Annotated in this window: 21 protein-coding genes and 6 pseudogenes; 14 read left to right on the top strand and 13 right to left on the bottom strand. The window is 64.8% G+C overall.

Annotated features, from left to right (window positions below; genetic code table 11):
• Nucleotides 1–2: 2 nt before the first annotated feature.
• Complete coding sequence (locus tag BVER_RS01550; protein ID WP_050451834.1) at nucleotides 3–1,331, bottom strand: MFS transporter; 1,329 nt, start codon at nucleotides 1,329–1,331, stop codon at nucleotides 3–5.
• Nucleotides 1,332–1,964: 633 nt separating this feature from the next.
• On the opposite strand from BVER_RS01550, the gene cobA reads away from it, so the two are divergent.
• The 10 genes and pseudogenes from cobA to BVER_RS01505 all read left to right on the top strand — a co-directional run bounded on the left by cobA (nucleotide 1,965) and on the right by BVER_RS01505 (nucleotide 13,736).
• Entirely contained in the window at nucleotides 1,965–2,735 is a 771-nt protein-coding gene (cobA, locus tag BVER_RS01545) for a uroporphyrinogen-III C-methyltransferase (RefSeq protein WP_157055895.1), read from the top strand.
• A 96-nt stretch (nucleotides 2,736–2,831) separates the two neighbouring features.
• A complete protein-coding gene (locus BVER_RS01540) occupies nucleotides 2,832–3,428 on the top strand; it encodes an ANTAR domain-containing response regulator (RefSeq protein WP_157055893.1) in 597 nt (198 codons plus the stop codon).
• Between the two features lie 21 nt (nucleotides 3,429–3,449).
• Nucleotides 3,450–4,562, top strand: a pseudogene (locus BVER_RS01535) (CmpA/NrtA family ABC transporter substrate-binding protein).
• Nucleotides 4,563–4,887: 325 nt separating this feature from the next.
• Nucleotides 4,888–5,461: pseudogene (locus BVER_RS01530) on the top strand (DUF2760 domain-containing protein).
• Complete coding sequence (locus BVER_RS01525; protein WP_050451776.1) at nucleotides 5,458–7,338, top strand: Hsp70 family protein; 1,881 nt, start codon at nucleotides 5,458–5,460, stop codon at nucleotides 7,336–7,338. The pseudogene BVER_RS01530 and the gene BVER_RS01525 overlap by 4 nt, the downstream one beginning before the upstream one ends.
• Nucleotides 7,339–10,113 carry an Hsp70 family protein gene (locus BVER_RS01520; protein WP_050451773.1) on the top strand — a complete coding sequence of 925 codons (2,775 nt, stop codon included), beginning with the start codon at nucleotides 7,339–7,341 and terminating at the stop codon, nucleotides 10,111–10,113.
• Nucleotides 10,114–10,222: 109 nt separating this feature from the next.
• A complete protein-coding gene (locus BVER_RS31120; protein ID WP_157055892.1) occupies nucleotides 10,223–10,381 on the top strand; it encodes a hypothetical protein in 159 nt (52 codons plus the stop codon).
• 390 nt (nucleotides 10,382–10,771) lie between these two features.
• A complete protein-coding gene (locus tag BVER_RS33205; protein WP_232316332.1) occupies nucleotides 10,772–11,236 on the top strand; it encodes a hypothetical protein in 465 nt (154 codons plus the stop codon).
• A 30-nt stretch (nucleotides 11,237–11,266) separates the two neighbouring features.
• A complete protein-coding gene (locus BVER_RS01510) occupies nucleotides 11,267–12,778 on the top strand; it encodes an ATP-binding response regulator (RefSeq protein WP_232316331.1) in 1,512 nt (503 codons plus the stop codon).
• A gap of 4 nt (nucleotides 12,779–12,782) precedes the next feature.
• Nucleotides 12,783–13,736 (top strand): nucleoside hydrolase, encoded by a 954-nt coding sequence (locus BVER_RS01505; RefSeq protein WP_050451769.1) that lies wholly within the window; start codon nucleotides 12,783–12,785, stop codon nucleotides 13,734–13,736.
• 3 nt (nucleotides 13,737–13,739) lie between these two features.
• Here the strand turns inward: BVER_RS01505 and BVER_RS01500 are convergent, their stop codons facing one another.
• Entirely contained in the window at nucleotides 13,740–14,414 is a 675-nt protein-coding gene (locus tag BVER_RS01500; protein ID WP_050451767.1) for an alpha/beta hydrolase, read from the bottom strand.
• Between the two features lie 84 nt (nucleotides 14,415–14,498).
• Nucleotides 14,499–14,840, bottom strand: coding sequence for an MAPEG family protein (locus BVER_RS01495; protein WP_050451766.1), 342 nt, complete (start codon nucleotides 14,838–14,840; stop codon nucleotides 14,499–14,501).
• Nucleotides 14,841–14,927: 87 nt separating this feature from the next.
• Here BVER_RS01495 and BVER_RS01490 point away from each other — a divergent pair, with 87 nt between their 5' ends.
• Nucleotides 14,928–15,323: a PPC domain-containing DNA-binding protein gene (locus BVER_RS01490; RefSeq protein ID WP_050451764.1), complete on the top strand. Its 396-nt coding sequence runs from the start codon at nucleotides 14,928–14,930 to the stop codon at nucleotides 15,321–15,323.
• On the opposite strand, the gene BVER_RS01485 is transcribed toward BVER_RS01490, so the two are convergent.
• The 3 genes and pseudogenes from BVER_RS01485 to BVER_RS01475 form a co-directional block, all read right to left on the bottom strand.
• Complete coding sequence (locus BVER_RS01485) at nucleotides 15,307–16,149, bottom strand: metallophosphoesterase family protein (protein WP_050451763.1); 843 nt, start codon at nucleotides 16,147–16,149, stop codon at nucleotides 15,307–15,309. The two genes, BVER_RS01490 and BVER_RS01485, sit on opposite strands and share 17 nt — an antisense overlap.
• A pseudogene (locus tag BVER_RS01480) lies at nucleotides 16,146–17,139 on the bottom strand (diacylglycerol/lipid kinase family protein). Before BVER_RS01480 ends, BVER_RS01485 begins: the two are co-directional and overlap by 4 nt.
• A gap of 139 nt (nucleotides 17,140–17,278) precedes the next feature.
• Nucleotides 17,279–17,718, bottom strand: a pseudogene (locus BVER_RS01475) (CBS domain-containing protein).
• A 370-nt stretch (nucleotides 17,719–18,088) separates the two neighbouring features.
• Here BVER_RS01475 and BVER_RS01470 point away from each other — a divergent pair.
• Nucleotides 18,089–19,090 carry a chemotaxis protein gene (locus tag BVER_RS01470; RefSeq protein ID WP_050451833.1) on the top strand — a complete coding sequence of 334 codons (1,002 nt, stop codon included), beginning with the start codon at nucleotides 18,089–18,091 and terminating at the stop codon, nucleotides 19,088–19,090.
• 79 nt (nucleotides 19,091–19,169) lie between these two features.
• On the opposite strand, the gene BVER_RS01465 is transcribed toward BVER_RS01470, so the two are convergent.
• The 3 genes from BVER_RS01465 to BVER_RS01455 all read right to left on the bottom strand — a co-directional run bounded on the left by BVER_RS01465 (nucleotide 19,170) and on the right by BVER_RS01455 (nucleotide 20,548).
• Nucleotides 19,170–19,448 (bottom strand): hypothetical protein, encoded by a 279-nt coding sequence (locus BVER_RS01465; RefSeq protein WP_050451762.1) that lies wholly within the window; start codon nucleotides 19,446–19,448, stop codon nucleotides 19,170–19,172.
• A 333-nt stretch (nucleotides 19,449–19,781) separates the two neighbouring features.
• Nucleotides 19,782–20,309 (bottom strand): response regulator, encoded by a 528-nt coding sequence (locus tag BVER_RS01460; RefSeq protein ID WP_232316330.1) that lies wholly within the window; start codon nucleotides 20,307–20,309, stop codon nucleotides 19,782–19,784.
• Complete coding sequence (locus BVER_RS01455) at nucleotides 20,306–20,548, bottom strand: hypothetical protein (protein ID WP_232316329.1); 243 nt, start codon at nucleotides 20,546–20,548, stop codon at nucleotides 20,306–20,308. Before BVER_RS01455 ends, BVER_RS01460 begins: the two co-directional genes overlap by 4 nt.
• Nucleotides 20,549–20,899: 351 nt before the next feature.
• On the opposite strand from BVER_RS01455, the gene BVER_RS01450 reads away from it, so the two are divergent.
• Nucleotides 20,900–21,922, top strand: coding sequence for a transporter (locus tag BVER_RS01450; protein WP_050451759.1), 1,023 nt, complete (start codon nucleotides 20,900–20,902; stop codon nucleotides 21,920–21,922).
• A gap of 16 nt (nucleotides 21,923–21,938) precedes the next feature.
• Here the strand turns inward: BVER_RS01450 and BVER_RS01445 are convergent.
• Nucleotides 21,939–22,407 (bottom strand): annotated as a pseudogene (locus tag BVER_RS01445) (nuclear transport factor 2 family protein).
• Nucleotides 22,408–22,516: 109 nt separating this feature from the next.
• On the opposite strand from BVER_RS01445, the gene BVER_RS01440 reads away from it, so the two are divergent.
• Nucleotides 22,517–23,098, top strand: a complete 582-nt coding sequence (locus BVER_RS01440) for a TetR/AcrR family transcriptional regulator (protein WP_050451758.1) — start codon at nucleotides 22,517–22,519, stop codon at nucleotides 23,096–23,098.
• Here the strand turns inward: BVER_RS01440 and BVER_RS35025 are convergent.
• The 3 genes and pseudogenes from BVER_RS35025 to BVER_RS01430 form a co-directional block, all read right to left on the bottom strand.
• Nucleotides 23,088–23,318: a TolC family protein gene (locus BVER_RS35025; RefSeq protein WP_269750723.1), complete on the bottom strand. Its 231-nt coding sequence runs from the start codon at nucleotides 23,316–23,318 to the stop codon at nucleotides 23,088–23,090. The genes BVER_RS01440 and BVER_RS35025 overlap by 11 nt on opposite strands.
• A 17-nt stretch (nucleotides 23,319–23,335) precedes the next feature.
• Nucleotides 23,336–24,424 (bottom strand): TolC family protein, encoded by a 1,089-nt coding sequence (locus BVER_RS01435; RefSeq protein ID WP_269750722.1) that lies wholly within the window; start codon nucleotides 24,422–24,424, stop codon nucleotides 23,336–23,338.
• Nucleotides 24,408–25,343, bottom strand: a pseudogene (locus BVER_RS01430) (ATP-binding cassette domain-containing protein); the annotation flags it as partial. The pseudogene BVER_RS01430 and the gene BVER_RS01435, both read right to left, overlap by 17 nt.
• Between the last annotated feature and the right edge of the window lie 292 nt (nucleotides 25,344–25,635).

The following is a 25,635-nucleotide window of genomic DNA, read 5'->3' as shown; positions in this document are numbered from 1 at the left end:
TCTCAGTTTGCGATGACGTTGTTGGCTGCAAGCGCGCTTTCGCGCAATGCGGCTTCGCGTGCCTTGTGTTCCGGCGAGAAGCGCACGGCCAGCGCGCACAGCGCCGTTGCCGCGACGACGACGCCGAGCATCGAGAGCGTCGCCTGCGCGTTGCCGAGACCTTTCATCAGGAAGCCCGCCGCGACTGCGCCGACATTGCCGCCCGCGCCGATCACGCCGGCCACGCCGCCGAGCGCTTTACGATCGATGAACGGAACCAGCGCGTACGTCGCGCCGCAGGCCATGTGCGTGAAGAGACCGAACACGAGCATCGAGACGATGGCGAGCGCGACAGTCGGCGCATGCGCGAACGCATAGAGGCCGATGCCTTCGCCCGCGATCAGCGCGAACAGCAGCGTCGAACGGATGTCGAGTCCGCGCTTCGCGGCGACCTTGTCCGAGACCCAGCCGCCGAGTGCGCGCGCGAACAGTGCGAGCAGACCGAAGCTGCCGGCCGCGAGACCCGCCGCGCCGAGCGACAGCTTGAAGTGATCGACGTAATACACGGCGGCCATGTTGTGGATGAACACTTCCACGCCGAAGCACGCGCCGTACGTCACGAACAGCATCCACACGCGATAGTTCGAGCATGCGGTGAGAAAGCTCTGCCAGCCGCCCTTCTTGCCGCCGTCGATGGCGATGCCTTCGCGGCGCAGCGTCGCGAAATCGCCTTGCGGACAATCTTGCGTATAGCGCCAGTAGAAGAACGCCATGACCGGCATGACGAGGCCCGGCACGATCAGCGCGACGCGCCATGCCGATGCCACACCGACGCCCAGCGCAATTGCAGCGGCAACCAGCATCGGCACGACGGCTTGTGCCGCGCCCGCGCCTGCATTGCCCCAGCCTGCCGTCGTCGCGTTCGCCGTGCCGACGACGTTCGGCGCGAACATCACCGACGTGTGGTACTGCGTGATCACGAAGCTCGCGCCGATCGCGCCGATCGCGAGACGGCACCACAGGAAGCTGTCGTAACCCGTCGACAATGCCGCGCCGATCACCGGCACCGCGCCCGCGAGCAGCACCACGCTATAGACGCGACGCGGACCGAAGCGATCGCACATCGGCCCGACGACGAGACGCACGAGAATCGTCACGGCAACCGCAGCAATATTGATGTTCGCGACCTGATCGGCACTGAGGCCGTATTCGCGCTTGATGAGCGGCATCAGCGGCGCGCAGGCGAACCACGCGAAGAAGCACACGAAGAACGCCATCCATGTGAGATGGAAGGCGCGCATCGGCGCCGTACGCATGCTGAAGAGATCGATCCGTGTGGCTTTGTCCATCATCGTTCCGCCAAAAAAGAAAGGCGTCCCGCGCATTCAGCCGTCAAGCCGATGCGGGGGACGCCATTGTCCGATGCCCGCATGTCTGCACTTGCCGGGCGCTGTAATCAGGACGGATCGCCGTTGATCCGATGGCGAGACATAAAGCAAGGGCTATGCCATGCGCGGCGTTTCGCGCTGTATCGCTTGCTGGATAAGGGATTGCGCGGGCGGCCCGCGGACCGGCCGCGCGCTCGTCATGTCGCGTGACGATGCAGGCCGGCACTCGCTTGGTGCGACGCAGCACCTCTGCCGTGCGAGCGCACCACGCAATGCGTTTCAGTTTATACGATCCGGTTAGCCCGCCGATTCACTCGCGCAATGCAATCGCGCGCTCATGTTGTGCCGCGTGCACAGCGTTAGTGCCTGCATTCGCGCTCGATATAAGTATTCACGGGCTCAACCGCGATGGCCCGCTACTTGCATTGATCGAAGCACATCCGGCAACGGCGCCGGAACGCAGCAACGCATTAACCACGCATTAACAACGCAGACACAATCCAACGAGCAAGGACAATGGCGTCCCTTCGTGCATCGACACGAGCGGACGCTTTTTGCGTTCATTGCGGCGATATCCCCCACATACAGGAAGCGATGATGACGACTCACTGCAATGTCAACGTCTCAGGCAAGGTCACGCTGCTGAGCGCAGGCCCCGGCGATCTCGATCTGCTCACCTTGCGCGCCGCCCGCGCGCTCGCCTGCGCCGATATCCTGCTGATCGACGATCTCGCCAACGCCGACATCGACACGCTCGCGCCGAACGCGCGCGCGATTCGCGTCGGCAAGCGCGGCGGCTGCAAGTCGACGCCGCAGGCCTTTATCCAGCGGCTGATGATCCGCTATGCGAAGAAGGGTTTGCATGTGGTGCGCGCCAAGGGCGGCGATGCGCTGCTGTTCGGACGCGCGGGCGAAGAGATCGCCGCGCTGCGCGATGAGGGTATCGAAGTCGCGATCGTCAACGGCGTGTCGTCGGGATTCGCGGCGGCGGCGGGACTCGGCATCTCCCTCACGCATCGCGATCATTGTCAGGGCGTGACTTTCGTCACGGCGCACATGCAGGATCACGGTCAGCCGGACTGGGCCGCGCTCGCCGCGACCGGCACCACGCTCGCCATCTACATGGGCATGAGCCGGATCGCCGGCATCACGACGGCGCTGCTCGCGTCGCTGCCCGCGCATACGCCCGCCGCCGTCGTCCAGCACGCGGGATCGGCGCAGGAGAAGCGCGTCGTGTCCACGCTTGAACGCATCGCCGACGATGCCCACGCGGCCAGACTCGGCAGCCCGGCGGTGATTCTGATCGGCGGCGCGATCGGCGAGGCGCAACGCGCCGTGTCGGCCAAGGGACTCGCGCATGCGGCGTAACGGTAACGGACCGTGCTTTTTGCCTATGCCATTCGGCCGGATGGGCAAGCGGCGCGCGTTAAAGTCGCTCATGCTTTCGAATTCGCCGTCTTTCGCATGACCTCGACTCCCGCACCATCCATGCTTCGCGTCCTGCTCGTCACCGATACCGACAAGCCCATCGGCGACCTGCGCGAGAAACTCGCGCGCCTCGGCTATCAGATGCTCGCCGAAGTCGCCGCGCCCTTGGCCTTGCATGCGGCGGTCGAGAGCCAGAAGCCGGATGTCGTCATCATCGATACCGATTCGCCCTCGCGCGACACGCTCGAACAGCTCGCGGTGATGAACAAGGCCGCGCCGCGTCCCGTGCTGATGTTCAGCAACGACGCGGATCAGCAGTTCATCCGCGCGGCGGTCGGCGCGGGCGTCACCGCGTATTCCGTCGAAGGACTCGCGCCCGAGCGGCTCGCGCCGATCATCGATGTCGCGCTGGCGCGTTTCGCGCACGAGGAGCAGTTACGGCTGCGGCTCGCGCAGGTCGAGAACGAACTGGCGGAACGCAAGGTCATCGACCGCGCCAAACGGCTACTGATGGACCGGCGCGGCCTCTCGGAAAACGACGCCTACGCCATGCTGCGCAAACGCGCGATGGACCAGAAAACGAAGGTCGCCGACATCGCGCGCCAGTTGCTCGCGGTGGCGGACCTCCTTTAGCTTGGGTTGGACGAATACGTTATGAATCTGCTCGAATCCATTTCGCCCGAACGCACGCATTTGCGGCTGGGCTTCGTCGCGCTCTCCGATGCCGCGCCGCTCGCCGCCGCCGCCCTCGCCGACATGGGCAAGCGTCATGGCATCCGGATCGAACTCTGCCGTCAACCGTCGTGGGCCGCCGTGCGCGACAAGCTGCTGTCCGGCGAGATCGATGCCGCGCACGCGCTTTACGGGCTCGTCTAAGGCGTGCAACTCGGCATCGGCGGGCCGCAAGCGGACATGGCCGTGCTGATGGTGCTCAATCGCAACGGGCAGGCCATCACGCTGTCCGGCGCGTTGGCCGATGCGATCGCGCAAGGTGCGCCGGTCAAGGACGCGCTCGCGTCGCTCGGGCGCAAGCCGGTCATCGCGCAGACCTTCCCAACCGGCACGCATGCGATGTGGCTGTATTACTGGCTCGCCGCGTTCGGCGTGCATCCCTTGCGCGATGTGCGCAGCGTAGTGATTCCGCCGCCGCAAATGGCCGACGCGCTCGCCGAGGGCACGCTCGACGGCTTCTGCGCGGGCGATCCGTGGCATGCCGTGGCCGAGGCGCGCGGCGCGGGCCGCACGGTCGCCTATACGAGCGAGATCTGGCCGGATCATCCGGAGAAGGTGCTGGCGTGCCGGCGCGATTTCGTCGCGCTGTATCCGAACACGGCACAGGCGCTGGTGCGCACGATGCTCGATGCGTGCGCATGGGCCGATGCGCCGGCGCATCGCGGGGATATCGCGGAAGCGCTGGCGTCGCCGGAATTTGTCGGCGTGCCGCGCGAACAGATCGAGGCGCGGCTGGCGGAAGCGGATAGCCCGCGTTCCGTGCGATTTTTCGATGGCGGCGCGGTGAATTATCCGCGTGCGTCGGACGGGTTGTGGTTCATCACGCAGTATCGGCGCTGGGGGATGCTTGACGGCCTGGCCGATGATCTAGCTGTTGCCCGAGCGGTGAATCAGACGGCGCTGTATCGCGAGGCGGCGCGAGCAGCGAGCGTGGCCGTACCGGATGAACGCCGCGCGGCCACGCTTTGCGACGGCCTCGATTGGGACGGCACGGACGCTGCAGGACGATTGGCCGCCTACCGCATCAAGGCATAGCGGCCTTGACTTTGCGGGTCAAATCAAGAGAATGAGGCCCGCTGAATAACACCCCACGGACGCCCCGCGCCGCGCTTTGCCCGGTCGGGACGCACAATCGTGGACAATAACGGGATACGGGCCGATCGGCCGCAGCGTTTTGGCGTGTCCCGCCGGGACTGCACGCACTCGCATGCGCTTGTGCGCCGAAGACGCCCGACCGACTTCGCCGTCTTTTCGTCAGGCGAGGGCAGACGAAACGGCATCGCCCTTCATACGGCACCGAACACCGGCCACCCGCGCCGCCCGAGGAGGGTCGTCCTCGCGCGGCCAACAGGAGCATTACATGACCGATATGAATCCAGGCTTTTTCGGCAGGATAGGCATTGCCTTCGGCGTTTTTTTTGGCGTTCTGGGCAACGCCGCGTTCGCGGGACGCGTCCAGCGTCTGCGCGATGCTCCGGAAATGCCCGAGCCGCCCAAGCCCGCCGCCGCGCTCGTCGAGCCGACGCCCGCGCCTGCGCCTTCTGTCCTGACCGCAGCGAGTCCCGTCGCCGCGCTGCAACTGCTGGGTTTGTTGCAGCGTGACGCGCGTTTCATCGATTTCGTCGGAAGACATCGCCAATTACAACGACGCCGATATCGGCGCGGCCGCGCGCCTCGTGCACGACGGCTGCCGTGCCGTGCTGCGCGAGCACTTCACGATTCAACCCGTGCGCCGCGAAGCCGAAGGCAGCCGCCTCACGCTTCAGGAAGGTTTCGACGCGAGCGCGGTTCGTCTGACGGGCAATGTCGTCGGCAAGGCGCCCTTTACCGGCACGATCAGCCATCGCGGCTGGAAGGTCGAGGACGCGCGCCTGCCCAAGCTCGCGCCATCGCATGATGCGAGCATCGTCGCGCCGGCGGAGGTGGAACTGTGAGCGACGTCAATCAGACTCAAACCCGCTATTCGATCGGCGTCGATCTCGGCACGACGCACTGCGCGCTCTCTTATGTCGACATGAACGCCAGCGACGGCGAGAAGACCGCGCAAGGCGTGCTGTCGATTCCGCAACTCACCGCGCCCGGCGCGGCCGAAGAGCGCGAACTGCTGCCGTCGTTTCTCTATCTGCCGCACGAGAACGAACTTGCGCCCGTAGACATGACGCTGCCGTGGACGCAGGAGCGCCAATTCATCGTCGGCGAACTGGCGCGCAGCCGGGGCGCGGGCACGCCGATCCGCCTCGTTTCCAGCGCGAAGAGCTGGCTGTGTCATCCGGGCGTCGATCGCCGCGCGGCGATTCTGCCCGCCGATGCGCCCGAGGAAGTCGAACGCGTGTCGCCGATGGAAAGCTCGGTGCGCTATCTGACGCATCTGCGCGAGGCGTGGAATCACGCGCATCCGGATGCGCCGTTCGATCAGCAGGACGTCACCGTGACGATTCCCGCTTCGTTCGATCCCGCCGTCCGCGAACTGACCGCCGAAGCGGCCACCGCAGCCGGTTACGGACGCATGACGCTGCTGGAAGAACCGCAGGCCGCGCTCTATAGCTGGATCCAGAAGAGCAACGGCGCGTGGCGCAAGCAGGTGAAGGTCGGCGACGTGATTCTCGTCGTCGACGTCGGCGGCGGCACGACCGACTTGTCGCTGATCGCGGTCGTCGAGCGCGAAGGCAATCTGGAATTGCATCGCGTGGCGGTCGGCGAGCATATCCTGCTCGGCGGCGACAACATGGATCTCGCGCTGGCTCATACGGTCGCGCGCAAGCTGGCGCAGCAAGGCACGCAGGCCGATCCGTGGCAGCTTCGCGCGCTGACTTACGCGTGCCGGTCGGCCAAGGAAACGCTGCTGACCGATCCGTCCGTCGAGACCGTGCCGCTGGTTGTGCCGAGCCGCGGCTCGAAGCTGATCGGCGGATCGATCCGCACCGAACTCACGCGTGCCGAACTCACGCAGATTCTGCTCGAAGGCTTTTTCCCGCAAGTCGATGCCGCCGCCCGTCCGGTCAGCCGCGCCCGCGCCGGTCTGACGCAGCTCGGTCTGCCCTACGCGCAGGATGCCGCCGTGACGCGCCATCTCGCCGCGTTCCTCGGCCGTCAGGTCAATGCGCTGGCGGAAGTCGAAGGCTTGCAGCATGAAGCACCGCAAGGCGCGACGCTGCTGCATCCCACCGCCGTGCTGTTCAACGGCGGCGTCTTCAAATCGACGCTGCTGGTCGAGCGCGTGATGAACACGCTGAACGCGTGGCTCGCCGCCGAGAACGCGCCCGCCGCGCGGCTGATCGAAGGCGCGGATCTCGATCTGGCGGTGGCACGCGGCGCGGCCTATTACGGCTACGTGCGACGCGGCAAGGGCGTGCGGATTCGCGGCGGCACGGCGCGCGCGTATTACGGCGCGGTCGAATCGGCGATGCCCGGCGCGCCCGGACTGGAGCCGCCGGTGTCGGCGCTGTGCGTCGCGCCGTTCGGCATGGAAGAAGGCACCGACGCCGCATTGCCCGCGCAGGAATTCGGGCTGGTGGTCGGCGAGCCGGTGCATTTCCGCTTCTTCGGGTCGTCGGTGCGTCGGCAGGATACGGTCGGCACGCTGCTCGATTTCTGGCAGCCGGACGAATTGCAGGAACTCGAAGAAATTGAAGCCTCGCTGCCTTCCGAAGGCCGCACGCCCGGCGAAATCGTGCCGGTCAAGCTGCATGCGCGCGTGACGGAAGCGGGCACGCTCGAACTCGAAGCCGTGCCGCGCAATTCGAACGAGCGCTGGAAGGTGGAGTTCGACGTGCGCGGCGGTGTCAGCGCCGATCAGGGCATGGGCCTGTAAGTGGCCGCGCGCAAGAAGGCGGCGGACGCGAAGTATCGCGTCGGCATCGATCTGGGGACGAGCAATACCGTCGTCGCCTATTCGGAGCCGGGTTCCGACGAGATTCGCGTGTTCGGCATCGAACAACTCGTCGGTCCCGGCGAAGTGGTCGCGCTGCCGTTGCTGCCTTCGTTGCGCTATCACTTCGCGCCGGGCGAACTCAAGAGCGCCGATCTTAAGTTGCCGTGGGGCGAGATGGAAGCGCCCGCCGTGCTCGGCAGCTTCGCGCGCAAGCTCGGCGCGCAGGTGCCCGGCCGCCTCGTGTCGAGCGCGAAAAGCTGGCTGTCGCACGCGAGCGTCGATCGTCTCGCGCCGATTCTGCCGTGGGGCGCGGGCGACGACGTCGAGAAAATCTCGCCGGTGATCGCCAGCGCCAGCTATCTGGCGCATGTCCACGCGGCCTGGAACGAGCGCTTCCCCGATGCGCCGCTCGACGCGCAGGACGTCGTGCTCACCGTGCCCGCCTCCTTCGACGAAGGCGCGCGGGCGCTGACGCTCGAGGCCGCGCGCATGGCGGGCCTCGACACGCTGCGTCTGCTCGAAGAACCTCAAGCGGCGTTCTACGACTGGCTGTTTCATCATCGCGCGACACTCGGGCAGGAATTGGCCGATACGCGTCTCGTTCTGATCGTCGATGTCGGCGGCGGCACGACCGATCTCACGCTGATCCAGGTCGCGATGAAAGGCGACGCCGAACCGCAACTCTCGCGTATCGGCGTCGGCAACCATCTGATGCTGGGCGGCGACAATATGGACCTCGCGCTCGCGCATCTGGTCGAGAAGCGGCTCGCATCCGATGGCGAGCGCCTCTTCGCCGCGCGCTTGTCGCAACTGGTCGAGCGCAGCCGCGCCGCGAAGGAGCAACTGCTCGGCCCGGATGCGCCCGCGTCCACCTCTATCACGTTGCTCGGCGCGGGCGCGAAGCTGATCGGCGGCGCGCGCTCGGCGGACGTCACGCGCGAGGAAATCGAGCGGATCATCGTCGAAGGCTTTTTTCCGCTGGTATCGAAGGACGACCGGCCGACGCGCACGCGCGGCGGGATCGTCGAATTCGGCTTGCCGTATGCGAGCGATGCCGCCATCACGCGGCATGTGGCGGCGTTTCTCGGCGCGCACGACACGCGCGAGCAGATCGTCCTCGACACGCTGCTGCTGAACGGCGGCGTGTTCCGCGCCGAACCGCTCGCGCGACGCATCGCCGATACGCTCGGCGCGTGGCGCGGCGAGCCGGTGCATGTGCTCGCCAACGGCAATCCCGATGTCGCGGTGGCGCGCGGCGCGGTCGCCTATGCGCTCGCGCGCGCGGGTCATGCGCCGAAAATCGGCGGCGGCTCGGCGCGCAGCTACTTCCTGCTGCTCGACGACGATCCTGCAAGCGACGGCGCGCGCGGCGTCTGCCTGCTGCCGCGCGGCACCGAAGAAGCACAGGCCATCCATCTCGCCGATCGCACCTTCGCGCTGACGCTGGGCGCGCCGGTGCGGTTTCACTTCGTGTCGTCGGTGGCGGATAGCGCGTATGCGCCCGGCGAGATCGCCGATGTCGGCGCATCGGCGGGCGACTTCGTGCGGCTGCCGCCGATCGCGCCGGTCGTCGATCCGCGCGGCGAGAGCAAGGGCAACGGCGCGTGGAAGGCCAGCGAAAGCGCCGTGCAGCTGACGACCTCGCTGACGGAAGTCGGCACGCTGGAGATGCACTGCATCGCCGTCGACGATCCCGCCAAGCGCTGGCTGCTCGAATTCCAGTTGCGTCAGGACGAACCGAAGGCCGACGCCGCGCCGTCCGAAACGCATCCGGCGCTGCCGAAAGCCATCGATCTGATCGACCGCACCTTCGGCGCGCGCTCGCACGACGTCGGCCCGAAGGAAGTCAAACGCCTGCGCGCGCAACTCGAACAGGCGCTCGGCTCGCGCGATACGTGGGACATCGCCCTGCTGCGCGAACTGTTCGGCGCGCTGTGGGATCGCGCCAAACGCCGTCGCCGCTCCGCCGATCACGAACGTCTGTGGCTCAATCTGACCGGCTATTGCGTGCGGCCGGGTTTCGGGCATCCGCTGGACGAGTGGCGCGTCGAGCAACTCTGGACGCTGTTCGATCAGGGCGTGCAGTACAGCAACGAAAGCCAGATCTGGTCGGAATGGTGGACGCTGTGGCGGCGCGCCGCGGGCGGACTCGACGAAGCCGCGCAGTTGCGTCTGCTCGACGACATGGCTTTCGTACTGCAACCGCCCGGCACCAGCCGCTATCGCAAGGCGGCGGGCGCGGCGCGCGCGGGCTATGAAGACATGGTGCGGCTCGCGGCCTCGCTCGAACGGGTGCCGGTGGAACGCAAGATCGAGGTCGGCGATTGGCTGCTGACGCGCCTCAAGAAGCCGTCCGAGAATCTGCAGAGCTGGTGGGCGCTCGGGCGCATCGGGGCGCGTCAGCCGTTCTATGGCAGCGCGCACGGCGTGGTGCCGCCTGATATTGCGTCGGCTTGGCTCGATGCCCTGCTCGCGCTCGACTGGAAGAAGGTCGAGCCGGCCGCGTTCGCCGCCGTGCAGATCGCGCGCATGACGGGCGACCGTTCGCGCGATATCGCCGATGCGGCGCGGGCCGCCGTCATCGAGCGGCTTGCGGCGGCGGGCGCGGCGCAGGCGTGGATCGCGATGGTGAGCGAAGTCGTCACGCTCGATCGCGCCGACGAAGGACGCGTATTCGGCGAAGCGCTGCCGGCGGGTCTCAAGCTGATCGGCTAACGAAATGCTTCGGCCTCAGAAGCGTTTGCGCATGACTTCTTGATTAGCGTCAAGCGGCATCCTAAGGTTATCGATGTGTCGCTCCCGACACATCTCTCTGGAGGTCGCCATGCCATCCCCACGTAAAGCCCAGGCGAGCAATCCCGCCGAAATGGAAATGTCGAGCCGCAAGAAAACCGCCGCGCCCAAGGCGTCGCCCGCCAAGGCCGCCGGCGCCAAGGACACGCAAGTCACCAAGCGCACGACCAAGGCCAAACCCAAATCCTGAAAGCGTCGTGCCCTCGCCTCGCGCGGGGAACTGTTGTCGTGGCTGTCCTTCGAACCGGCGAGCGATGAAAACGCGGTCAAAAAGCGGAGAAAACGCTCGCCGGTCGACATTCGTATGATCGACACGAAACCTTCTCACGATTCTCCCCCTCAAGCCCTTCACGTAACGCGCGCTTGACGGCACAATGCGCGTGGCCCGATGTGTCAGCTCCGGGCTTCGCAGTCCTCGGCTTCATCCTGTCCCACCCCGCCCGTTCCCGCATTTTTTCCGCTTTTAACGGCTGATAGCTAAAAAAAAAGCGTATTGGTATGAGCGGAGTGGCCTAAAGTAGTGAATCTCCGATTCCAACCGCGAGCATCGAAGATGGCCGTACCTCGACGCGCCGCCGGCGTGCACACTCCCGGAATTCTGTCCTCCGCCGCGCGTGAAGCGGGCGTGAGCTTCATTCGCAATCTGTCGATCCCGAAGCGTTTCGCCGACCCGGACCTCGAAGCGCAATTCCTCGAAGATCACAGCCAGCGGTTCTGCGCGTTCCGCCGCGCCTCGACGCTGCTCGCGCTGGTGATGTGGACGTGCTTTCTGTGGTGGGACGTCAGTTTCGCGCGTGGCAACAATGCACTCGACGCGCGCCTGCCGGAAATTCTCGTCGTGCGCTTCGTGGGCATCGTACTGCTCATCATCTCGGCATATCTGGTGCTCAGGCCGTCGTTCCGCTCGCATGAGATGTCGCAGCGCGTCATTCTGTGCAGCATCTACGGGCTGCTGTGCCTGATTCTGTCGCTGGTCGCCATCACGCCCGCGCCCTATAACTACACGCAGCATTTCAGCGGGCTGTGTCTCGCGCTGTTCGTGTAGTTCAGCTTCTTCTATCTGCGATCGCGCATCGTGCTGACGGCCGGGATCATCACGATGGCGTCGGTCGTGTTCCTGCAACTGACCACGCATCTGCTGCATACCGAAGACTTCTTCGCGGGCATGTTCTATATGTTCAACGTGATCGTGATCGGTCACGGCGTCTGCGTGCACGCGGAGCGGGTCTCGCGCGAGCGTTTTCTGTCGGAGCGCGCGCTGGCGTCGCTGAACGACGAACTGCGCGGCGCGAACGGCTCGCTCGAACGCAAGAATCGCGAACTGGAAATCTCCAAGAAGGATCAGGAGAACAAGACCAACGCGCTGCTCGCCTTGCGCGAACAGCAGATGATCGCCGCGCAGACCGCGAGCCGCGAAAAATCCAACTTTCTCGCCGCCGCCACCCACGATCTGCGTCAGCCGATGCACGCGCTCAACCTGTTCCTGCAAGCCGCCGCCGAAGCGATCCGCAACGGCGAGTACGCGCAGGCCGAGCGCCTGATGAACGAATGCGGCAGCTCGTCGGTGATTCTGGCGCGCCTGCTCAACGCGGTGCTCGATCTGTCGCGGCTGGAATCCGGGCGCGTGGTGCCGCGCTATCACGTGTTCGACGTACGGCAGATCGTCGAGGAAGCCGCCGCGCAATTGCGGCCTTTCGCGATGAGCCGCGGCGTCGAGATTCGACTGCGTCTGCCGAAAGAGGAAGTCGTCTGCGTGCGCAGCGACGCGCACTGGCTCGGGCGCGCCGTCGCCAATCTGATGTCGAACGGCATCAAGTACGCGGACAAGGGCAAGGACACCAAGGCGACCGTGATCGTCGGCGTGGTGCACTCGCCGACGCGCGCGCGTATCGACGTGCTGGATAACGGCATCGGCATTCCGCGCGATTACTTCGAGGCGATTTTTCAGCCGTTTTTCCAGGTCAACAATCCGGAGCAGGATCGCGACAAGGGTCTCGGGCTCGGGCTGTCGATCGTCAACGCGGTGGTGTCGATGCTCGATCAGCATCGTATCGAGCTGAAATCGACCGAGGGGCGCGGCTCGCGTTTCTCGCTGGAAATGCCGCTGTGCGGACCGACGATCGACAAGCCGTCGAGCCGCGCGCCGCAACGTTCCGAAGCCGACGAAACCGCGCAACTGAACGGCCGCTATGTGCTGCTCGTCGAGGACGACGGGCTGGTGCGCGCGTCCACCGAGGCGTTGTTGTCGCAATGGGGCGTGCTGTTCGACTCGGCTGCGACCTTCGAGGAATACGAGGAGATTCTCGCGGATATCGAGCGCTTTCCAGATCTGATCATCACCGACTTCCGTCTGCGCGATGCCAAGACCGCGCGCGAAGTCGCGATGGCCAGCGCCACGCGGCTCGGGCGCGCCTGCCCGTGTCTGGTCGTGACGGGCGAGCCGACCGCGACCATCGTGCCGCTCGCCTGCGATCACGACGTGCTGAGCAAGCCGGTCAGCCCGGCGGAGTTGCGGCGCGAGATGGTCGCGCTGATCGCGCGCGCCGACGAATGCGCCTGCGAAGCCGAAGCCGCCACGGTCCAGTAAGCGCATGCACAAGGTCATCTACGATACCGATCCGGGCATCGACGACGCGATCGCGCTGGTGTTTCAGGCGCGGCATCCGCACATCGACTTGCTCGGCATCACGACGGTGTTCGGCAACGCCGATATCGATACGACGACGGCCAACGCGCTGTATCTGGCGTCGCGGTTTTGCGCGGACGTGCCGGTCGTGCGCGGCGCGGCGCAGCCGTTGAAGCGTCCGACGCCCGCGCCGATTCCCCATATCCACGGCCACGACGCGCTCGGCGATATCGCGCGGCCGGAAGCCGTCACGGTGCGCGAGGACGGACGCGCGGCGCATCGGTTTATCGTCGAGACGGTGCGGGCGAATCCGGGCGAAGTGACGCTGCTCGCCGTCGGGCCGCTCACCAATCTGGCGCTGGCGCTGCAAGAAGCGCCGGAGATCGCCGCGCTGGTACGCGAAGTCGTCGTAATGGGCGGCGCGTTCGGCTTCAACGGCGATCTCGACAACGTGACGCCAACCGCCGAAGCCAATGCGCACAGCGATCCGCACGCCGCCGACATCGTGTTCGGCGCGCCGTGGAAAGTGTCGATCGTCGGACTCGACGTCACGCACGCGACCATCATGACGACCGCGTTTCTGGCGAGCGTCCGCGATTCGGCGGGCGATGCGGGCCGCTTCGTGTGGGACGTATCGCGCTTCTACGAGCGCTTCCATTCTGACGACGGCATGACGCGCGGCATCTACGCGCACGATTATTCGGCGGCGGCCTTCGTCGTCGCGCGCGAATTGTTCACGACGCGCGGCGGCCCGGTGTGCGTGCTGACGGACGGCATCGCGGCGGGCATGACAGTGCAGAAGCCCGCGTCGATGCGCGCGCCCGCGCCGGACTGGGACGCGCGTCCGTCCTGCGATGCGTGCGTCGCCGTGGACGCGGACGCGGTGCTCGATCTGTTCGCGCGAACCTTGCGCGCCTGAGCTTTACGCCGACAGCCGCGCGCCGAGCCACACGCGCAAGGCCTCGACTTCCTCCATGCAGACCGAATGCGGCATCGGATAGGTTTGCCATTCGACCGTGCAGCCGTGTTCGCGCGCGAACTCGACCGCCTCCTCGCCGAGCCGCACGTTAAGCACGTCGTCGAAGGTGCCGTGGGCGGCGAAGATCGGCGTGGCGCGGTTTGCGTCGCTGAACGATGCGTCGATCAGCCCTTTCGCCGGAATATAGCCAGACAGCACGATCAGCCCCGCCAGCTTGTCCGGATGCGTGAGACCCGCGCTGTAGGTCATCGCGCCGCCCTGCGAAAAGCCCGCCAGAAAGATGCATTCGGTCGGAATGCCGCGCGCGTTCTGCGCCGCGATCAGTTCGCGCACGCGCTTGCACGATGCCTCGATGCCCGACTCGTCCACGCGCCGGTTGATGCCTTCGAACGACAGAATGTCGTACCACGCGCGCATCACGTAGCCGTTGTTGGCCGTCACCGCCATTTCCGGCGCGTTCGGAAACACGAAGCGCATGGCGGGTGCATCGGCGAGACGCAGTTCGGGCACGAGCGGCACGAAGTCGTTGGCATCGGCGCCCAGGCCGTGCATGAGGATCACGGCGAATTCGGGATTCGGCGCGGTTTCGATTTCGACGGTGGACGGTTGATCGGTCATGGCGGCACTCGGCTCGATGAGCGGCTAAATGAACTGCTAGATGATAGGAACGAAAATCTGCACGATGCCCACGATCGACACCAGCTACACGAGCGATCGCAGGAACGGCACGCCGAACACGTACAGCGGCACATACACCAGCCGCGCGACGAAATAAGCCAGCGCGCCGTAATGCGTGAGCGCGTTTTCGCGGCCCGCGACATGCACGATCAGCACGGCGATGGCGAACACGGGCAGCGTCTCGAAAAGATTGCTCTGCGCGCGCATCAGACGCCCGGACAGCTTGCTGGGCGGCGGCACGGCGGCATCGCGCGGACCGGCCTGATAGCGCATGCCGAGTTCGCGATTGCGCACGACGGCTGGCAGCAACACTTGCACCAGCGCGAGCACGAGGGTCCAGGCGAGCATCGTCAGTTCGAAACTCATGGTGTCTCCGCGTTGATCAGACCGTTGCGTGCGCAAGCGGCGCGCCCATCATGCCATCATGACCGCGACGCGTGTAGTCTTCGGTCTATGCATACCTTCACCTTGCGGCTTTCTCCCGGCGACGACCTGCGCCTTTCGCTCGATCGCGCGTTTCAGGCGCGCGGCGCCTCGGCCGCGTTCGTGCTTCAGGGCATCGGCAGTCTGAGCGTCGCGATGCTTCGCTACGCAGGCCGCGATGCCGCCGCCGAATTGCGCGGCGACTTCGAAATCCTCACGCTGGCGGGCTCGCTGTCGGCGCAGGGGCCGCATCTGCACATGAGCATTTCCGATGCCGACGGCCGCGTGTCGGGCGGCCATGTGACGGCGGGCTGCATCGTGCGGACGACGGCAGAGATCGTCGTCGCGCTGTTGCCGGACGAGCGCTACACCCGCGAGCACGATGCCGCGACCGGATTCGCCGAACTCGTCATCCGGCGGACGTGAGCGCATCGGGCTGCGGCGCGCCGTCCAGCGCGAGATCATGTTGGGCGACGCGCTCGAAGCGCTCGCTGGCTTCGACGTAATCCCAGCGCTCGACCGTGGTGCCGCGCGTCGTTGCTTCGCTCGAATAGCGAATCACGTTCACCGAATTGTCAATGCTCCCGCGCACCCGATGCGACAGCGCCGTGCCCGCCTGCACCGCCCACATACGGCGCGGCAGACCGGCGAAAATATCGTGCAGCGGCAACACGTAAGGCAGATGAATATGGCCGCCGACGATCAGATCCGCGCCCGCGCGCGCCCAGCGCTGCACGGCGCGTTCGTGTCCGCGCAGTAGATTTTTTTCGTCCTGCGTGCGCGTGACGGCCACCGGCTGATGCGTGATCACCACGCGCAGTTGCGATTCGCGCGCCGCCTCCAGCCGCGCCGCGACGCGCCTGATCTGCTGCATCGATACTTCGCCGTCGGTGTGACGATACGGCCGCGTCGTGTTGACGCCGATCACCAGCAGATCGTCCAATTCGAACGACGGCTCCAGCTCCGCGCCGAACGCGCGCTGATGATTGCGATGCGGATAAAACAGCCGCGCGAGCGGATCGAACAGCGGAATATCGTGATTGCCCGGCACGACGACCATCGGCGTCGGGCGCAAGGTATCGAAGAACGCCCGGGCGGCGGCGAACTGCTGGCGGCGCGCGCGCTGCGTGATATCGCCCGACACGATGACGAGATCGGGCGGAAACGCGTCGATCAGGCGCAATAGCGCGGCGACGACCATCGACCGTTCGGTCCCGAAATGCGGGTCGGAAATCTGCAACAACAAGCTCATGAGCGATTGGCTTCGGCCACCGCCGGCTCGGGTTTGAGCAGCAGCAGCGGCTTATCGGAAGCGCGGAATTCTAACGGCATGTCGAGACGCATCACTTCGCCGTCGGTCGCAATCTTGACGCGACGCCGTTTTTTCGACGGATGCGTCACCGTGATGCGCTCGAAACTGAAGCTCGTGACGTGATCGGAATCGGAGAGACGCCCCGCCGCGCCGCGCAACGAAAGCAGCAAATGCGCGAGCCGCCCGACCGGTCGCGGCGCAATCGCGACGAGCAAACCCTGTTCCAGCGCGTGCGCCTCGTCGGGCATGCCGATCTGCTCCATCTGCAGCCGATTGTTGCCGACGAACAGCGTCGTCGAACGGATATCGTGCGTCTGTCCTTCATGCTCGATATGCAGCCGCAAATGGCGATGCGGCTTGAGCATCGTGAACAGCGCCGAATACTGCGCGACCAGCCGGCTGCGCCCGAACTGCTGCTTGTAGATTTCACGGTCTTCGAGCAGCTTCGGATAGAGGCCGAGACTGGCGTTGACGAGAAACATCCGTCCGTTGACGAAGCCGACCTGCGCGGGATACGCGCGCGCGTCGAGCAGCAATCGCGTGGAAGCGTCGAGATCGGCGGGAATGCCGTGATCGCGGCTGAAGTAATTGAAGGTGCCGCGCGGCAGCACGGCGAACGGGCAATCGGCCGTGTAGGCCGCTTGAGCAACGGCGCAGAGCGTGCCGTCGCCGCCCGCGCCGACCAGCACGCCGTTCTTCTCGACGGCGGTTTCGGCGGTTTTACGGGCGATATCGCCGAGGCGCGCGGGATCGTCGACGACGCATAGCTCGAAGCGTCGTCCGGCCGCGCCGAGTTCGCGGTCGAGCACGGTGCGCGTCGTCGGCCTGCTTGCGGCCCAAGCCCGCGTTCATGACGATGAAAAACGGCGCATCGGCGGGAATCGCGCGGCCGGGAATGGCGTGCGCGGCTGTCGTGGCGGAAAGGGTCATCGGCAGGCGCTCCTGGCGGGCGTCGTTGCATCAACGAACCGGCGAAGCGAGCCGCCGCGCCGACATGGCGCGCGCGGCCCGTCCGCCGGGCATCTACCGAATTATAACGAATAGCTTACAGTCAGACCGGCGCTGTGATTCAGGCCTGCTCGCCGCGAATGTAGTACTCGAGTTGCTTGATGGTGAACTGCTGCTCGGAAATGATGTTCTTCACCAGATCGCCGATGGAAATCATGCCGACGAGCCGTCCGCCGTCGATCACCGGCAAATGGCGGATGCGCTTTTCGGTCATCAGCGCCATGCAGTCGTCGGTGGTCTGGTCGACGTGCACATAGCGCACTGCGACGTCATGATGTTGCGAACCGGCGTCTGCTTGGACGAGCGATCCATGAGCACGACCTTGCGCGCGTAGTCGCGCTCCGTCACGATGCCGACGATTTCGTCGCCTTCGGTGACGATCACCGCGCCGATGTACTTGTCGGCCATCAGCTTGATCGCATCGAAAACCGACGCGCTCGCCGCGATGGTGAGCACCGGCTGATCGGGCTTCGTGCTCAAGACTTGTGCGACTGTTGCCATCGAGCGCCTCCGTCTGGCTTTGCGCGGTTCGTCGAGTCTCGCGTCGATGCGTGCGGTCGGCGAATGCGCCTGGCTGTTGTGTTGGTTGTTGGCGGGAAACGTTGCTCTGGGTTCGTTCCGGGTGTGTCGACGAAACTGCTGCGTCGTCACTCAGCGTAAGGCTTTGCGCGCGCGGCCTTCATCGGCATTAACCCGACCATTCGAAAAAAGTATAGATCACGGATACGCCGCGCGACGCCGCCCGCGCACGCCATTCGCGTCAACCCTGCCTTCAGTTTTCCCGAACGATGCCGCTAATTAGGAATCCCGCGTTCACACGAACCGCGGCATGGCGCAGCACATACTTAACAACGCGCGGAGAAACCACGAAGTGAACAGTTCACAGCAAGATATCGAGCAGCGGGTACGGCTCGCGGGCAGCAACATGTTCGAGTTGCTGCTGTTCCGTCTCGGCGATCCGGCGGAAGCCGACCAGCGCGCGCCGCTGCGCATCGGCGCGGGCATTCCGGCGCATGCATCGGAACTGTTCGGCATCAACGTCTTCAAGGTGCGCGAAATTCTGGCGATGCCGGATATCACCGCCGTCGCGGGTTCGAGCCCGAACATTCTCGGCGTCGCGGATATTCGCGGCCAGATCATTCCGGTGATCGATCTGGCGCGCATCGTCGGCTGCCGTCCGAAGCACGGGCCGAAGATCCTGCTCGTCACCGAATTCGCGCGCACGACGCAAGGCTTCGCGGTCGAGGAAGTCGACGATATCGTGCGGCTTGAATGGAATCAGGTGCTGTCGGCGGAATCGCATTCGGGCGGTCACACGGTGACAAGTTTCGCGCGTATCGACGGCAATATCGACGGTTCGCGGCTCGCGCAGGTGCTGGACGTCGAGCGTATCGTGCGCGACGTGTTGCCGTCGAAGGGCGCGGATATCACCGAGGCCAACACGGGCCGGCTGATCATCAAACCGGGCGCACGCGTGCTCGCCGCCGACGATTCGGGCGTGGCGCGCGCGCTGATCGAGCAAAGCCTGACCGCGATGGGCGTGCCCTTCGTGATGACGAAAACCGGTCAGGAAGCGTGGGACGTGCTGGAAAACGTCGTGATGCGCACGAAGAAGGAAGGCACCGAAGTGTCCGATCACATCGCGCTGGTGCTGACGGATCTGGAAATGCCCGAGATGGACGGCTTCACGCTCACGCGACGCATCAAGACTCACGCGAATCTGCAACGCATTCCGGTGGTGATCCACTCGTCGCTGTCGGGCGCGGCCAACGAGCAGCATGTGCGCAAGGTCGGCGCGAACGCCTATGTATCGAAATTCGAGCCGGTCGAACTGGCTAACGTGATGCGCGGCGCGCTCGGCCGCGCGACCTGAAGCATCTAAAGCCCGTAAACGCGACGACGCCCGGAAAGTTCTGCTTTCCGGGCGTCGTTTATTTCGGGTTCAGCTTCGATTAGTGACCGAAGAAAACCGATTGCGTGTTGTCGTTGTTCGACTGAGCGCGGTTGCCCGATTGAGCGACCGTGTCATGCGAACCGCCGAACGCCGTGGCGTTGACGCCGTTGGCTTGCTCTTGAGCAGCGATCGCTTGAGCTTGCGGGCCTTGTTGCGACGTCGGCGCGCCGACTGCCGGACGATAGAACGGTGCCGGGCCATAGCCGCTGGCGAAAGCCGGCGCAGCGATGGTGGCGGAAGCAGCGATCAGAAGGGTAGCGAGAAGATTGCGTTTCATGGTGTTGGCTCCAAAGACAGTTGACGTTCATTCAGAAAGCGCCGCGGTTTTGCGAGAAACTGTCTGCTACGTCGATGGAATGCAGTGTATACCCCTACTATCGATTTTTTTATCCCAATATATTTCAATTCAGTTTTCGCTCAGCGCCAACAATCATGCGCTGAACGAGCGTGCCATTCAGCCACTATGCATTGATTCGTATGGATTTTTTAACGTGCCTGAGGAATAGCTTGCGAACGTTCGTTCGGCAGGGACAGAACAATCTTTCTGCGTACGCGAGCGCTAAACACGGCGCTCAAAGCCGTATCGAGGCCATCGAAAACAGGTTATCTGTCAGTGGACGTGGACCAGTCGCTGGATCAGTTGCACCAGCGCGGCGGGCGGATTGCCCTTTTGACAATATCCGTCGAAACCGGCGCTCAGGCCTTGCTTGCGGACGAGTTCCTCGCCCAACGCCGTGAACGCGATGATGCCCGCATCCCGCGTCTGCGCGATCCGGCGCAACACGCGCGCGGTCGCGAAACCGTCGTGTTCGAGCATGGTGATATCGAGAATGACGATGTGCGGGCTCCACGCATCGACCGCGTGCAGCGCGTCCACGCCGGATAACGCGACGCGCGTGTCGAAGCCATCGGCGGCGAGCGCGGCCGCGAGCGCTTCGGCGCTGTAAGCGTGATCGTCGACGACGAGAATGCGCCACTGCTGGAGATCGACGTCGACGCTGCGGTTCGTCCACAGCGCGCAGTGATCGAAAGGCATGGAGAGGTACATAGGCGATGGACGATTTGAATCGATCGTCGCCTCAGCAGGATTCGCGCCTGCTTCCGCTTCGTCGTGACAGCAGGCTGCCGAGCCGTTCACGCGCCGGCGTCCTTCTTCTTGCGACGCTTGCCCGACGCTTCCTCGTGCTCGCGTAGCCGCGCATTCGCCTCGACCAGCAAGGCCGCGTCGCGCTGACGCAACGCCAGATCGAATTCGCCGATCGCGCCGGTCAGCGCATCGCGTTCGGTCTGATCGAGCGCGGTTTCGCCCCGTTCGGTCACGCGACGCGCCTCTTTTTCCAGGCGCTTGAGCAGTTTCGCGCCGAAGCGCGTGTCCATCGCGCCTTCGCGCACAGGCCCGCCATGACCGAAGCCAGCCGGATCAGGCCGGATGCCGTGGTCTGCGTCGCGCCATCCCAATCGTCTTGATCGTCCACTGCCTTTCTCCCCTATCCGGCTTTTCCGACGCGATCGACGGCGGCGCTGCCGCGCTCGTCTTGCGTCGCGCAATAGTACGCCCGAAACGTGACAGACATATTTGTGCGATCTGCGTGTCATATCGACATCGTTACATGCGGCGCATCGCGCACACGGATCGCATTCCGGGGCGCGACCAGTGGCACACTATCGCCTTACGCCTTCGCGCCGCCGTTTTGCATCGAGCTTAAAGAACAGTCAGCCAACGCCCGAATGAATCCCGCTACCCTGCAAAGACCGCCTTACGGCTCCGACTTCTCCGGCCTCGTCTGCGGCTTTCATTTCCGCGCCGACCAACCCGGCGAGGCGATCGACGCCGAAGCCGCGAGCGAATGGCTCGCGCGCGAGGACACGACGCGGGAATTCGTCTGGCTCCACTTCGATCTGGCCAACAGCGCCTGCGAACGCTGGATGCGCACGCGCCTCGGCCTGCCGGACGCGTTTTTCGACACGCTGCACGAAGGCTCGCATTCGACGCGCATCGAGCATCAGGAAGGCGCGCTGTTCGCGGTCATCAACGACGTGATGTTCAACTTCGAACTGACGCCCGCCGAGATCGCCACGCTGTGGGTCTACACGCATCAGAAGATTCTCGTCACCGCGCGGATGAAGCCGCTGCGTTCGGTCGATTCCCTGCGCGAATCGGTGCGGCGCGGCGAGATGTTCCGCTCGCCCGCCGAGTTGCTGGCGCATCTGCTGCGCGATCAGGCCGACTTGTTGGTGCAGATCGTGCGGCGCACGGCCGTGGAAGTCGACGGCATCGAAGATCGTTTCCTGTCGATGCATTCGCCCTCCAGCCGTTCCGATCTCGGCGCGCTGCGACGCGTGCTGGTGCGGCTGCAACGCGTGCTCGCGCCGGAACCCGGATCGGTGTTCCGGCTGCTGGCGCGGCCGCCGCGCTGGCTGCACTCTCACGACATTCAGGATCTGCGCGACGCGACCGAAGAATTTTCGATGGTGCTCAACGATCTCGCCGGTCTCGTCGAACGCATCAAGCTGCTGCAAGAAGAAATCGCGACGCGCATGGACGAGCAAAGCAACCGCACGCTGTTCACGCTGACGCTCGTGACCGTGCTCGCGCTGCCGATCAATATCGTCGCGGGTTTTTTCGGCATGAACGTGGGCGGCATTCCGCTCGCGGAAAATCACCACGGCTTCTGGCTGCTGGTGTTCATCGTCGCGAGCTTTACCGCGCTGGCCGGATGGTGGGCGTTCCGCCGCAGCCGCAACCTCTAGCGGCGCGGCGTCGTTCTCATAGATCGAGTGCGCTCAAGCCCGGACGATCGTCGGGCCGGCGTCCGAGCGGCCAGTGATATTTGCGTTCGGATTCCTTGATCGGCAGATCGTTGATCGAAGCATGACGGCGCGTCATCAGACCGGAGTCGTTGAATTCCCAGTTCTCGTTGCCGTAGCTGCGAAACCAGTTGTTCGAATCGTCGTGCCATTCAATAGGCGAAATGCACCGCGATGCGATTGTCGGCGAACGCCCACAACTCCTTGATCAGCCGATAATCCAGCTCGCGCGTCCATTTGCGCTGCAAAAATGCTTCCACCGCCGCGCGCCCCGTCACGAACTCCGAGCGATTGCGCCAGCGCGTGTCTTCGCTGTACGCGAGCGCGACGCGCTTCGGATCGCGCGTGTTCCATCCGTCTTCGGCGAGGCGGACCTTTTGCGCGACGGTTTCTACATCGAACGGCGGGAACGGCGGTCTGGATTCCATTTCGGCTCCTTTGCGGACGGTGAGTATTGAAGTATCGATCAAAGGAGACAGATCTGTCTCCTTTCGAGCACTCTAGCGCAGGGAGACAGACCTGTCTACAATCGATTGCATGAACACACCCGCTCCATCCATCGACATTGCCGACCTCGCGCCGGATGCGCGCATCCTGCTCACCGCGCACGATCTGTTCTACCGCGACGGCATTCGCGCGACCGGCATCGATCGCGTGATCGCGGAATCGGGCGTCGCGAAGAAGACGTTTTATCGCTACTTTCCGAGCAAGGACGATCTGATCGTCGCGTTCCTCGAATATCGGCACGACAACTGGATCAACTGGTTTCGCGATGCATTCGCGCGTCTCGGCGGCACGCTCGACGCGCTCGTGCCCGCGCTCGCCGAGTGGTTCGGCGGCGAGACGTATCGCGGATGCGCGTTCATCAACTCGGTCGTGGAAGTGGGCGGCACCCTGCCCCAGGCGCTCGATATTTCGCGCCGACACAAACGCGACATGACGGCCGCGATTCGCGCGCTGATGCCGACTTCGCGCGCGGCGAAGGCGGACGCTCAGGCGCTCGCCCTCGCGGTGGACGGCGCGATCGTCGCGGCGCAATTCGCGGAATCGCCCGCCAATGCGTTGAAAGCGCTCGCGCGCGCGGTGCGGGCGATCAAGCAGGCATCGATCAAGGCGTGACGGTCGGCTTCGGATTCGCGGGCACGAGCAATGCATTCGCCTGCGCGATGTCCTGCATATCGAGCGAAGCCACATCGGCCTTCAACTGCAACAACGCGACGATGGCCTCGTAACGCGAGCGCGCCAGATCGCGCTGGCTCGTGTAGACCGTGTCGAGCGCGCGCAGTACATCGACCTGCGTCCGGCTGCCGACCTTGAAGCCTTGCTCGGTCGCATCCAAGGTATCGCGGGCGGTTTTCAGGAGTCGAGCGAGCTGGCACGCACGCGCGCCTTCAGAAACGTCGCATAGCTGTCGCGCGCCGCGCCTTCCGATTGCACCGCCGCCGATTCCAGCGCCTGCTCCGCCTTGTCTTCGAGCGCGAGCGTCTGCTTCAGTCGTGCCTGGATTTCACCGCCGGAGTAAATCGGGATCATGACCTGCAACATGGCGGTGGTCGTCGTCGTCGGACGCGAATAGCCCGACGCGGCACCCGCCGGCGTGTACGACCCGTTGACCGACACCACCGGATAATGCGCCGCGCGCGCCTTGGTCGAATCCATCCGCGCGATTTCGCGTTCGAGTTGCTTCGCCTGCACGTCGTAACCGCTCGATCGCGCCTGATCCGCCCACACATCCGGATTCTCCGGCGTCACACCCGGCAGTGCCGTGCCGCCCGACAAGCTGTTCAGCGATGCAGTCGGCTGCCCGCTTACCTGCTGCACCATGCGTCGCTTCATAGCGAGATCCTGCTGCGCGTCGACTTGCTGGATTTGCGCCTGCTCGCGCGCGACATCGACATCGCGCTCGTCGATGAGGGTCGCCTCGCCCGCCGCGCGCTTCTTGCGAATCTGGTCGCGCTGGGTATCGATGGCGGCGAGATAGTCTTGCGTGCGCGCGAGTTCGTCCTCGGCGGCGAGTTCGTCGAAATAGGCGCGCACGGCACGGAGCATCGCCGTCTGCTGCGCCGCCGCCAGCTTCACCGTGCCCTGCGCGGCGACATAATCGGCCTGCTGATACGCGGTCCACTTGCTCCAGTCGAACAGCGGCTGCGTGGCCTGCACGGTCCAGCCGTTCTGCCAGTAGTGCTGACGCGGAAAACCGTCCATCTTGATCTCGTTGTACGAGCATCCCCAGCCGCCGCCGATCTGCGGCAGCAGCGCCGCGCGCGCGATCGGAATCGCCTGCTTCGCGGCTTCGAAATCGCCACGCGCCTGCCCGACGTCCTTGTCGTAGTCGAGCGTGTGCTGAACGATCGTCATCAGATCGTCGGCGCGCGCGGTCGTCGCGAACAGACAGCACGCGGCCAACGCCCACGCGGACACGCGCAGCTTATTCATCGATTGCATCTGCGAGTTCCGGCGTTTGAGCTTGCGCGTCGCGCACGAGTCCGCCATCGACGAAGCGATAGCGAACATCGAACGACGATGCCAGCGACATGTCGTGCGTAATCACGACGACCGTGCGATTCAGGCTCTGCAACAAGCCCTCGATATGCCGCACCGACGCGGGATCGAGATTCGAAGTCGGTTCGTCGAGCATCAGCACTTCGCGATCTTGATACAACGCGCGCGCCAGCAACAGCCGTTGCCGCTGCCCCGCCGAAATATTGGCGATCGTGTCGCTGATCATCGTGCGCGTGCGCATGGGCAGGCGCATCACATCGTCGAGCAGGCCGACGTCGGCGAGCAGCTTGTGCACGCGATCTTCATCGGCGTTGCCGGCGAACAGCGTGACGTTATCCGCGATCGAACCGTGCAGGATGATGTCGCCCTGCCGCATATGCGCCATATGCCGGCGGATTTCATCGACGGCGAGGTTCGGCCACGCGATACCGTTGAGCGCCATATGCCCGTGCTGCAGCGGTTCCGCCGCGGCCAGCAGCTTGAACAGCGTGGACTTGCCGCTGCCCGACGGCCCGGTGATCACGATCTTGTCGCCCCGCGACACTTCGAAGCTCAGGTTTCGCAGCACGGCTTCATCGGAAATGCCGTAGTTGAAAGTCACGTCGCGCACTTCGATATGACGAAAATCGCGCACCTCCGTCGCCTTCTGGCTATCGACGAGCGGCGTATAGCGCTCGGATTTAGCTTCGACGATATCGTCCACGCGCGCAACCGGCACGCTCAGCATGAAGTACTGGAACGTCGAGTTGATCGTGCTCGCGAAACGCTCGGACATCAGTCCCTTGTAGATCAGGAACGAATAGAACACGCCGACCGACACCGCGCCGCTCAACATAAGTTGCGCCGCCATCCAGGTGATTGCGGTAGGGATGTCCATTACTGAACACCCCCCGCACAGATCCCGGCGTGCCCAATTTAGGCACCGGGCTCCTACCTTGAGTGCTTGACGACAAAGCGCCGATCAGGCCATGGATGAAGAATGCGAGGTTGAGGGAGCCAGGCATCCGCGATCCTCTCGACCCGTGTCCACGTCATATGATCCTTCTGGCTGCGACGCCGGAGCGCGCGCCGCCAGAGATCAACGACGTGGTAACGGAACGCGCCAAGCGCGCGCGAGTTCGTGGGGACTGCGTGGTACGCGAAATAGCCACGCA

Origin of the sequence: Candidatus Burkholderia verschuerenii, from assembly GCF_001189365.1 — a bacterium.
In the GTDB taxonomy this organism is placed as follows: Bacteria; Pseudomonadota; Gammaproteobacteria; order Burkholderiales; family Burkholderiaceae; genus Caballeronia; species Caballeronia verschuerenii.
Note: the sequence above shows the minus strand (reverse complement) of the source record. Positions and strands in the feature narration are given on the sequence as shown.

What these genes read in the sequence shown, in the direction of transcription:
- BVER_RS01540 (WP_157055893.1), top strand. Translation starts at nt 2,832, where the DNA reads ATGACCTCGACTCCCGCACCATCCATGCTTCGCGTCCTGCTCGTCACC.
- BVER_RS01500 (WP_050451767.1), bottom strand. Translation starts at nt 14,414, where the DNA reads ATGACCGATCAACCGTCCACCGTCGAAATCGAAACCGCGCCGAATCCC.
- cobA (WP_157055895.1), top strand. Translation starts at nt 1,965, where the DNA reads ATGACGACTCACTGCAATGTCAACGTCTCAGGCAAGGTCACGCTGCTG.
- BVER_RS01450 (WP_050451759.1), top strand. Translation starts at nt 20,900, where the DNA reads ATGAATCCCGCTACCCTGCAAAGACCGCCTTACGGCTCCGACTTCTCC.
- BVER_RS31120 (WP_157055892.1), top strand. Translation starts at nt 10,223, where the DNA reads ATGCCATCCCCACGTAAAGCCCAGGCGAGCAATCCCGCCGAAATGGAA.
- BVER_RS01490 (WP_050451764.1), top strand. Translation starts at nt 14,928, where the DNA reads ATGCATACCTTCACCTTGCGGCTTTCTCCCGGCGACGACCTGCGCCTT.
- BVER_RS01440 (WP_050451758.1), top strand. Translation starts at nt 22,517, where the DNA reads ATGAACACACCCGCTCCATCCATCGACATTGCCGACCTCGCGCCGGAT.
- BVER_RS01550 (WP_050451834.1), bottom strand. Translation starts at nt 1,331, where the DNA reads ATGATGGACAAAGCCACACGGATCGATCTCTTCAGCATGCGTACGGCG.
- BVER_RS01485 (WP_050451763.1), bottom strand. Translation starts at nt 16,149, where the DNA reads ATGAGCTTGTTGTTGCAGATTTCCGACCCGCATTTCGGGACCGAACGG.
- BVER_RS01465 (WP_050451762.1), bottom strand. Translation starts at nt 19,448, where the DNA reads ATGAAACGCAATCTTCTCGCTACCCTTCTGATCGCTGCTTCCGCCACC.
- BVER_RS01455 (WP_232316329.1), bottom strand. Translation starts at nt 20,548, where the DNA reads ATGGACACGCGCTTCGGCGCGAAACTGCTCAAGCGCCTGGAAAAAGAG.
- BVER_RS01505 (WP_050451769.1), top strand. Translation starts at nt 12,783, where the DNA reads ATGCACAAGGTCATCTACGATACCGATCCGGGCATCGACGACGCGATC.
- BVER_RS01435 (WP_269750722.1), bottom strand. Translation starts at nt 24,424, where the DNA reads ATGCAATCGATGAATAAGCTGCGCGTGTCCGCGTGGGCGTTGGCCGCG.
- BVER_RS01495 (WP_050451766.1), bottom strand. Translation starts at nt 14,840, where the DNA reads ATGAGTTTCGAACTGACGATGCTCGCCTGGACCCTCGTGCTCGCGCTG.